This window comes from Gordonia sp. 852002-50395_SCH5434458 (assembly GCF_001665905.1).
GTDB lineage: Bacteria > Actinomycetota > Actinomycetes > Mycobacteriales > Mycobacteriaceae > Gordonia > Gordonia jacobaea.
Map to the genome: position 1 here is coordinate 1 of NZ_LZTC01000050.1, position 8,938 is coordinate 8,938.

Genomic DNA, 8,938 nt, shown 5'->3' on the forward strand with positions numbered 1-8,938 from the left:
GAAAGAACCCTTCCCCTACTTTCTGCCCAGCCGCGCACCCGCGCAGAAGCCCGAGCCGCTCAGCGCCCCGACCCGCGCGCGGCGGCAGTCTGCGACCAGACGCGCGCGATGATCTCGGCGGCGGGGCCGAAGTCGCTCTCGCGGAACGATGTCCCGGCCCACAGGTTGAGGAACTCCGGATCGCCGGCGAGAGCTGCGGCAGAGCGGAGTGGACTCGTCAGATGGTGCAGCTGTGGGTACTCGGCGGGGGCGAGTGGCGAGTAGCGATCGGTGAACTCGTTGCGCAGCGCACGCGCCGGTCGGCCGGAGAACGCTCGGGTCACCACGGTTTCGGTGAACCGCGAATTTCGCAGGGCTGCACGATGCGTCGGCTTGGTGCCGGCCTCCGCACTGTCGAGGAACGCTGTCCCCAACTGCACTGCGACGGCGCCTGCGGCCAGTGCGGCGTCGACGTGCGCGCCGGTTGCGATCCCACCGGCGGCGATGATCGGGATGTCGACGAGTTCGGCGACCTCACGCACCAACTCGACAGTGGACGTCTGCGAAGGTTCCGCCGTCGCAGACAGTGTTGCACGGTGCCCACCGGCTTCGACGCCCTGCACGCAGAGCGCATCAACCCCTTGCGCCGCAGCAGCTTTCGCGTCGATCGGATCGGCCACGGTGGCAACGGCAGCGATTCCGGCGCCGTGCAGACGGTCGACGACGCTCTCGCCCGGCAGCCCAAACGTGAACGACACCATGGGAACTCGTCGATCGATCACCAGATCGACCTTGTCCGCATACGCATCGTCATCGGATTCGACGACCCGCCCGACGTCGACGTTGTACCTTCGCCCGACGGGCTCCAACTCCTCTCGGTAGCGGAGAACCGCACCCAGATCGCGAGCCGGTCCGCCCGGGACGAAGAGGTTCACGCCGTACGAACCCACACCCGACGCGGCAACCTCATCGATCTCGCCGGCAAGGGCGTTGACCGACTTGTAGCCGCCAGCCAATAAACCGATGGCCTCCGCTTGTGCAGCCGCGATCACCAGCGCAGGCGTCGACGGACCGCCGGCCATAGGTGCGACGACGATCGGCACACGCAGGCTCATCAGGTCGAATACCTCTGCGCTGTGAGGCATCTGCAGCTCCCGTCGTACGAGTTGTGGCGGTTGATCCGACCACTGCCACCGTCGCGGCTACTCACCGCAGCCTCGTCTGGGAGCTACTCGCTGAACATGAACTGCGCCCCTGGGTCACGAGGACGCGGACTCACCAGCCTCACGGCGATGCTCGTGATCACCATCATGATGGTGGTGCTCGTGCGTGATCGGGTACAGGACGTCGACGTCGACGGCGGATGTGCGAGAGCTTCTGTTACCCAAGATGTTCCAGACCAGGACCGTCACCGTGCCCAGACCGGCGTAGAGCCCGAGGCAGATCAGCGCAGTCCCCGACCCCGCTTCAGGGAAGTAGAGCGAGTTGCGAATCAGTTGCGCACCGCCGCCGGTGGGTAGCCACTCGCCGAGCCACGCCCAGAAGGCCGGCATGAAGTTCCACGGGATCGACGCACCCGAAAGCGTCGCGCCGATAAGGAAGTAGAAGCCACCTGCCAACGATCCGATCGGCCCGAACAGCGTCACCAGGCCGGCGGTCGATCCCGCGATGGCCAGCGAGATCAGGGTGTACGTGCCGAAGAGCCGCCACTGGTCCGCAGAGCTGCCGACACCGTAGAACCAGGAGAACAGGAGCACGATCCCCGCCGACACCGCGGCATAGGCGATCAGCGCCGCCACGTGGCCGAACCCGCGTCGTAGCGACTGCGGCACTCGCGGCATCAGCCGCCCGAGGCCCAGTGATGCGATACTTCCACCGAGCGAGATCACCTGCAGGATATAGCCGATCGACGCACCGTTGATGTCGTCTTCGGAGAGTTTGACGACGTCGACCGCCAGCGTTTGCGGGAGATTGTTGCTCACATTGGCTTCTGAGGCAACGGTTTTCAATGCAGTTGCGGGTAACGCGCCGCCGGCACTCGCCACCACCGGAACGATGCCCTGCTGCGTCACCTCGAGGCCGCCGTCGACCTCCCGATCGACGATCGCCGCCCGCAACGAGTCCATGGAGGCATAGGTTCGAGCATCGAACTTGCCGTCGGCTTCGACTGCGGCAGTGAGCTTTTGCACCTGCTGCTCCGGGCCGACGATCCCGATGGGTGCGTTTCGCGGCGACGGAGAATGTCCGACGCCGAGATAGAAGGCACCCAGCCCGAGCTGGGTGAGCGCACCGAGGACAACGACGGCGAGCAGCAAGCGCCGGTACTTTGCGCCGAATGACAACGGCTCGGCTTCAGTTTGGAGCATGGTCAACTACCTCAAGGTTTCGTGGACTGGATTCTCGCGAAGAACGGGAAATGAACGAGAAGTACTGGGGAAGATCTGATTACGCGCGGAACCCGTCGACGGCGATGCTCACCTGGGTGCGCACGTCGTCGAACGGATCGCGATCCGAATGCGCACCTGTCGACGCACGGGCGATTGCCAGTGCGGCGACAGCGAAGATCATGTTGGCCGTGAGCGTTGCCCTGTCTGACACCGCGTCGTCACCGGAATCGGCAACGAGTCTCTGTGCGATCCGGTCCTGCAGTTCGGCGACCAACGCGAGTCCCGCTGCGCGGTAACGATCACCGGAGCCACCGAAGAGCAGCTCCCGGTGATAGGCGTTGCCGTTCTCGGGGTTGGCGCGTGCGTATGCGAGCAGTGGACGAACCATCTCGTAGATCGCCTCGGCTGTATCCGTTGTCGACGCCGCCGAGGCCGCGCCGACGTCGAGTGCCCGACGCAACTCTTCGTTGAGCACCATTAGGAGCAGTTCACCCTTGGTCGACGCGTAGCGAAAGACCGTGCCCGCCGCGACGTCGGCGCGGTCGGACACCTGGCCCGTCGACACCGACTCGAAGCCGCGTTCGGCAAACAGGTCGGCTGCCGCGCGGAAGATGCGGTCCTGCTTGTCGCGCATATTGCGGGCGCGCCTACCGTCGGCGGTCGCTGCGTCGGGTGTCATGTCACCTCCAATAATGAGTGGACTCAGGAATGAGTCTACTCATTGCTACGCGCATGACAACGGCGTTAGGCTCGATTTCATGTCACCTCGCACCCTTGTCCGAATCGTCCTCGGCGCATTTATGACCTTTGCCGGAATCTCCCACCTGACCTTCGCGCGCGACGAGTTCCAGGCCCAGGTTCCCGATTGGTTTCCCATCAACACCGACGTCACCGTCCTCGCATCCGGCGTCGCTGAAATCGGCCTCGGAGCGTCGTTTCTGGCGCTGCCCAAGCACAAGCGTGTGATCGGCATCCTGCTCGCGCTGTTCTACGTCGCCATCTTCCCCGGCAACATCGCGCAGTACGTCGAGCACAAAGACGCGTTCGGACTCGACACCGACCGCAAGCGGCTCATCCGGCTGTTCTTCCAGCCGGCACTGATCGCAGCAGCGCTCTACGGGGGCGGCGTCGGTGCGAGTGGCAAGGGCGCAAGCAAGTCATGACCGACTGCGTCTTCTGCGGCATCGTCTCAGGCGACGTACCCAGTGTGAAGGTCGCCGAAACGGCGTCGACCTACGCATTCATGGACATCAACCCCGCCAACGACGGCCATCTGCTGGTGATCCCCAAGCAGCACAGCACCGACCTGCTCGACATCGGCGCCGACGATCTGAGCGCAGTCACGCTCGAGGCTCAGCGGATCGCGCAAGCGATGGTCGACGACGCAGGCGCCGATGGCGTGAACCTACTCAACTGCTGCAAAGCTCCCGCGTGGCAGACGGTGTTCCATTTCCACCTCCACGTGATCCCGCGCTATGCGGACCGCAGCGTCGACCGCCTGTCGCTGCCGTGGCAACCGGGTGTCGCGGGTGATCGGGTCGTCATGTCGGAGTACGCCGAGACGTTGGCAACAGCGCTGCGCTGAGCGGAAACGAACTCCGGGGCGAGACTCGCGAGTTCAGACAGAACCCGACATGACCCGCTCGGCGAGCGGGACGAGCGTCTCGACGAGAATCGTGCGGGCCTGCTTGCGGGAGAGCGTCTTTCGATCGACCCATTCACGGGCGGTAGCCTTCATCATGCCGCCCCAGCTCCGGAACACGGCGAGCGCCACCTGGTGCTCGCTGCCCGACCCGTCGAAACCGATAGCGTCGAGCACGCGTTGGGCCGCGCGATCGTCGGCCTCGTTGAGGATCGCCGCGATCTGCGGGTCGTCGCCGATCCCCTCCACGCCGACGGCAAGCCACGTCTTTCCGTGGGTGTCGAGGACGGTCATCAGCCAGTCGACCGAGGCCTCGACCCGCTCGCGCAGGGTGCCGCCCGGCAGATTCACCGTGTCGATCTCGGGCACGATCATCATGGCACGCACGACTTCGACGTAGAGGTCGCGCTTGGTGCCGAAATAGTGGTTCAGCAGCCCGCGCGCCACTCCGGCCTCACGGGCGAGCTCGGCCATCTGCACCGTCGCGTAGGGCTGCTCACCGAACATCCGGATGGCGACAGCCAAAATTTCATTGCGCCTGGCGTCGGGGCCGAGTCTGCGCCAACGCGGTTCATCTGCGGTGGTCACAGTGTGTGATGTTGTCACACAAGCTCGCTGCCGTCTGCCGCACGGGCGCGCAGAGCCTCACTGACGACGAATCTGTCGCCGTAGCGCGCACGGAGCTCGTCTGCGCGCGCAACGAATCCGCCCATCCCGCCCGGATACTGATTGATGTACTGCAGCGCACCGCCGGTCCACGCGGGATAGCCGATACCCATGATCGAGCCGACGTTGGCCTCGGCCACCGACCCGATGGTGCCCTCGTCGTAGCAGGCGAACGCCTCGAGGGCCGCGGCGACGAGCATCCGTTCTTTCGCGTCGTCGAACGGGATCTCGACGTCGGACCTCGTGTAGAGCTCCGCGAGGTGTGGCCACAGTCCCAGTCGCTTTCCACCGGGACCGTCGTAGTCGTAGAACCCGCGACCCTCCAGGCGACCCGGGCGATCGAACTCCTCGAGCATCCTGTCCACCAACGGATACGACGCACTGGGTACGAATTCGACGCCCCGCGCAGCGGCGTCGGCGATGAATCCCGCACGGATCTTCGCGATGGTCTTCATGTTGATCTCGTCGAACAAAGTCAACGCGCCGGCCGGGAAACCTGCCTGCAGCGCAGCTTGTTCGGCGCTGGCGGGATGCATGCCCTCGGCCACGAGCGAGAGCGCCTCGTCGACGAACTTCGCGATTACCCGATTGGCGTAGAAGCCGTACGTGTCCTGCACGACGATGGGCGTCTTGCGGATCTGCTTCGCGAAATCCAGTGCACGAGCCAGTGATTCGTCTGAGGTCTGCTGTCCGACGACGATCTCGACGAGCGGCATCTTGTCGACCGGTGAGAAGAAGTGCAGACCGATCACGTCGGAGGGCCGGGTCACCGCACCCGCCATCTCGGCGATCGGCAGTGCCGAGGTGTTCGACGCGAGTAGGGCATCGTCGGCGACGTAGCCTTCGACCTCGGCGAGAACCTTCTTCTTGAGTTCGACGTCTTCGAACACGGCCTCGACGACGAGGTCGGCACCCTTGACGTCGGAGATGTTGTCGGTGGCCAGGATTCGGTCGAGGACTCGATCGCGACCCTCCTCGTCGAGGCGGCCCTTGGCGACCTTGGCGTCGAGGATTCGTCGGGAGTAGTCCTTGCCGCGTTGCGTGCCTTCGACCGTGACGTCACGCAGCACGACGTCGACTCCTGCCTGCGCGGTGACGTACGCGATCGCCGCGCCCATCATGCCCGCGCCGAGGACGGCGACCTTGGTGGCCTTGCGTACCGGAACGTCGGCGGGGCGGGCGGTTCCCTTGTTGACCTTGCCCAGGTCGAAGAAGAGCGCCTTGATCATGTTCGCCGAGATCTGGCCACAGATCAGTCGCGCGCAGTAGCGCGTCTCGATGGTGAAGGCGGTGTCGATGTCGACCGACGCGCCCTCGACTGCGGTGGCCAGCACCGAGATCGGGGCGTTCATCGGCGAGCCCTTGAGTTGCTTGCGCAGTGTCGCGGGGAATGCGGGTAGGTTGGCCGCAAGTGCGGGCGACGACGGCGTGCCACCCGGAATGCGAAATCCCTTGCGGTCCCACGGTTGTGTGGCGTCGGGGTTGGCTTTGATCCAGGTGCGTGCGGCGTCGAACATTCTTTCTCGGGTCGAGACGACCTCGTCGATCACGCCGACCTGTAATGCCTTGCGCGGCGTCATCCGCTGTCCCTGGCCCACCACGTTGAGCATCGCGTCGACCACCCCGAGCATGCGCACGACGCGCGTCACACCACCGGCGCCGGGCAGCACCCCGAACGTGACCTCGGGAAGGCCGAGCAGACTTCCTCTGGCGTCCAATGCAATTCGACGATGCGCCGCCAACGCGACCTCGAATCCGCCTCCGAGTGCTGTGCCGTTGATCGCCGCGACGACGGGTCTGCCGAGGGTTTCGAGTCGGCGGAACGTCTCCTTGTAATGGTCGAGCCCTGCCGAGATGGCTTCGATGTCATCGGGGCCCGCGGTCATCAGCAGGTTGAGGTCGCCACCCGCGAAGAACGTGTCCTTGCCCGACGTGATGATCACGCCGGTGATCGAGTCCTTCTCATGCTCAAGGCGTTCGACGACGCTGCGCAGAGCTGCAGACATATCGTCGGTCATCGTGTTGGTCGACTGGGTCTTGTCGTCGATGGTGACCGTGACGATGCCGTCCGCGTCGACGTCCCAGCCGATGATGCCGGACATGTGAGTGGTGAAGTCGGTCAAGGGTTTCGCCTTCGTGAGTGTGTGAATCAGATCGCCCGCAGAACTAGAGGCTGCAGAATCAGAGACTGCGCGCGATGAGGTCTTTCATGACCTCGTTGGCGCCCGCGTAGATCTTCGCGATGCGCCCGTCGACGAAGAGCCGCGCGATGGGGTACTCCTCCATGTAGCCGTAGCCGCCGTGCAACTGCAGGCAACGGTCGACGACCTGCGTCTGCTGCTCCGAACACCACAGCTTGATCATCGCGGCGCCCTTGACGTCGAGTTCGCCACGCACGTGCTTGTCGATGGCATCGTTTACGAAAGCCCGCATCACCTCGACGGTGGTAGCGATGTCGGCAAGCTCGAACCGCGTATTCTGCAGTGCGAAAAGCGGTTTGCCGAAGGCGTGGCGCTCACGCACGTACTCGAGCGTCAGCTCGTACGCTGCTTCGACGACGCCGAGCGCAGCGACGCCGACGATCAGTCGCTCCTGCGGGAGTTGCTGCATCAGTTGGACGAAGCCGGTGCCCTCCGTGCCGCCGAGCAGATGCGTCGCCGGTACGCGGAGCCCGTCGAAGAAGAGCTCTGTGGTGTCCTGGCCCTTCTGGCCGATCTTCTTGAGCTTGCGTCCGCGCTCGAAACCCGGCGGGTTGTCGCCTACTTCGGCGACGAGCAGTGAGACGCCCTTGGCCCCGAGCTCCGGGTCGGTCTTGGCCGCGACGATCAGTAGGTCGCACGTTGCGCCGTTGGAGATGAAAGTCTTTGCGCCCGTGATGACGTACTCGTCGCCGTCGCGCACCGCGCGGGTGCTGATGGCCTGCAGATCCGACCCGGTGCCCGGCTCGGTCATGGCGATGGCGCCGATCCACTCACCCGAGACGAGCTTGGGAATCCACCGCTTCTTCTGTTCCTCGTTCGCGTACGAGAGCAGGTAGTGGGGAACGATCCCGGAGTGCACACCGAGTTGCATGGAAAGGTCGGCGCCGCGGGCCTGCTCGCGGAAGAGTACGGCCTCGTGCGCGAATGTCGCTCCGCCACCGCCGTATTCCTCGGGGATCGACATACCGAGCAGACCGAGTTCGCCCGCACGACGGTAGAGCGCACGGTCGGGTTGACCGGCCGCCGCGAACTCCTCGTGGCGCGGCGCAACCTCTTTGGTGAAGAACTCGCGGGCGAGCGCAGTGAGGTCGGCGAGTTCGGTTGTCAGATCGTTTGTCATCGTGGTCTGCCTTCGTGGTGCTGGTCGGGAGCGCGTTCAGCGCTGATAGAGCGCGTCGATCTCGTCGGCATACTTTTTGGCGATCGGCGAACGCTTGAGCTTCATCGTCGGCGTGAGTTCGTCGCCACCCGGGGCCCAGTACGTCGGCAACACCTGCCACGCGCGGATGTGTTCGACGCGACTGAGCCGCGAGTTGGCCTGTGCTACTGCGTCTTCGATGGCGCCCTGGATCGTCGGGTGCAGTGCGAGCACTTCTGGTCGGACGTCGACGATGCTGGCCTTCTGACCGAAAGCTGCCACCGCATCGGGGTCGAGGGTGATCAGCGCCGACACGTAGGGGCGGTTGTCGCCGATGGCGACGACGCTGCCGATCAGTGGACTGGCCGCGGTGAGCGCGCCCTCGATATTCGACGGTGACATGTTCTTTCCGCCGGAGTTGATGATCAACTCCTTCTTGCGGTCGACGATCGTCAGGAAGCCGTCGGCGTCGAGCGTCCCGATGTCACCGGTGTGCACCCAGCCGTCGGCGTCGAGTGTCTGGCCGGTGCGCTCTGGATCGTTGCGGTAGCCGCGCATCACACCTCCGCCGCGCACCATCACCTCACCGTCGGACGCGAGCGTCACCTCCGTGCCCGGAATTGCCGTACCGACGCTCCCGTACCGCGGTCGGGCGACCGGGTTGACCGTGGTGACCGCGGACGTCTCCGACATGCCCCACGCCTCCATCACCGGAATGCCCAGTGCGAGCATGAATTCGAGCGCCGCGACGTCGACCGGTGCGGCGCCGGAGACGGCGGCGACGAGCGAATCCATCCCGAGCTTTGCACGTAGCTTCGACAGCACCAGCTTGTCGGCGATCGCTGCGGCGACGGTCGGCGGACGGCGACTGGGCCTGCGCGACACCTGTCTCTTATACACATCTGACGCTGCCGACGATCGCATA

General features: G+C 64.9%; 9 protein-coding genes. 2 read left to right on the forward strand and 7 right to left on the reverse strand.

What is annotated here, in order from left to right:
* Positions 1-59: 59 nt before the first annotated feature.
* The 3 genes from A5785_RS12165 to A5785_RS12175 form a co-directional block, all read right to left on the reverse strand.
* Positions 60-1,124, reverse strand: a complete 1,065-nt coding sequence (locus A5785_RS12165) for an NAD(P)H-dependent flavin oxidoreductase (RefSeq protein WP_064866689.1) — start codon at positions 1,122-1,124, stop codon at positions 60-62.
* Between the two features lie 114 nt (positions 1,125-1,238).
* Positions 1,239-2,345 carry an ABC transporter permease gene (locus A5785_RS12170; RefSeq protein WP_064866691.1) on the reverse strand — a complete coding sequence of 369 codons (1,107 nt, stop codon included), beginning with the start codon at positions 2,343-2,345 and terminating at the stop codon, positions 1,239-1,241.
* A 79-nt stretch (positions 2,346-2,424) separates the two neighbouring features.
* On the reverse strand, positions 2,425-3,045 hold the full coding sequence (locus A5785_RS12175; protein WP_064866693.1) for a TetR/AcrR family transcriptional regulator: 621 nt from the start codon (positions 3,043-3,045) through the stop codon (positions 2,425-2,427).
* 79 nt (positions 3,046-3,124) lie between these two features.
* Between A5785_RS12175 and A5785_RS12180 the strand changes: the two genes are divergently transcribed.
* The gene (locus A5785_RS12180; RefSeq protein WP_049699333.1) at positions 3,125-3,529 is read left to right on the forward strand and encodes a DoxX family protein; all 405 of its coding nucleotides are present in this window, start codon (positions 3,125-3,127) and stop codon (positions 3,527-3,529) included.
* On the forward strand, positions 3,526-3,951 hold the full coding sequence (locus A5785_RS12185) for an HIT family protein (protein WP_064866695.1): 426 nt from the start codon (positions 3,526-3,528) through the stop codon (positions 3,949-3,951). The genes A5785_RS12180 and A5785_RS12185 overlap by 4 nt, the downstream gene beginning before the upstream one ends.
* A gap of 33 nt (positions 3,952-3,984) precedes the next feature.
* Here the strand turns inward: A5785_RS12185 and A5785_RS12190 are convergent, their stop codons facing one another.
* From A5785_RS12190 to A5785_RS12205, 4 genes are all read right to left on the reverse strand, one after another.
* Positions 3,985-4,596, reverse strand: a complete 612-nt coding sequence (locus A5785_RS12190) for a TetR/AcrR family transcriptional regulator (RefSeq protein ID WP_331436313.1) — start codon at positions 4,594-4,596, stop codon at positions 3,985-3,987.
* 14 nt (positions 4,597-4,610) lie between these two features.
* On the reverse strand, positions 4,611-6,776 hold the full coding sequence (locus tag A5785_RS12195) for a 3-hydroxyacyl-CoA dehydrogenase NAD-binding domain-containing protein (protein ID WP_064866697.1): 2,166 nt from the start codon (positions 6,774-6,776) through the stop codon (positions 4,611-4,613).
* 79 nt (positions 6,777-6,855) lie between these two features.
* Positions 6,856-7,995 carry an acyl-CoA dehydrogenase family protein gene (locus tag A5785_RS12200; protein WP_064866699.1) on the reverse strand — a complete coding sequence of 380 codons (1,140 nt, stop codon included), beginning with the start codon at positions 7,993-7,995 and terminating at the stop codon, positions 6,856-6,858.
* Positions 7,996-8,031: 36 nt separating this feature from the next.
* Positions 8,032-8,938 (reverse strand): AMP-dependent synthetase/ligase (locus A5785_RS12205; protein ID WP_231895466.1); only part of this gene is annotated, 907 nt, incomplete at its 5' end.

What these genes read in the sequence shown, in the direction of transcription:
- A5785_RS12170 (WP_064866691.1), bottom strand. Translation starts at nt 2,345, where the DNA reads ATGCTCCAAACTGAAGCCGAGCCGTTGTCATTCGGCGCAAAGTACCGG.
- A5785_RS12180 (WP_049699333.1), top strand. Translation starts at nt 3,125, where the DNA reads ATGTCACCTCGCACCCTTGTCCGAATCGTCCTCGGCGCATTTATGACC.
- A5785_RS12185 (WP_064866695.1), top strand. Translation starts at nt 3,526, where the DNA reads ATGACCGACTGCGTCTTCTGCGGCATCGTCTCAGGCGACGTACCCAGT.
- A5785_RS12200 (WP_064866699.1), bottom strand. Translation starts at nt 7,995, where the DNA reads ATGACAAACGATCTGACAACCGAACTCGCCGACCTCACTGCGCTCGCC.
- A5785_RS12195 (WP_064866697.1), bottom strand. Translation starts at nt 6,776, where the DNA reads ATGTCCGGCATCATCGGCTGGGACGTCGACGCGGACGGCATCGTCACG.
- A5785_RS12175 (WP_064866693.1), bottom strand. Translation starts at nt 3,045, where the DNA reads ATGACACCCGACGCAGCGACCGCCGACGGTAGGCGCGCCCGCAATATG.
- A5785_RS12165 (WP_064866689.1), bottom strand. Translation starts at nt 1,124, where the DNA reads ATGCCTCACAGCGCAGAGGTATTCGACCTGATGAGCCTGCGTGTGCCG.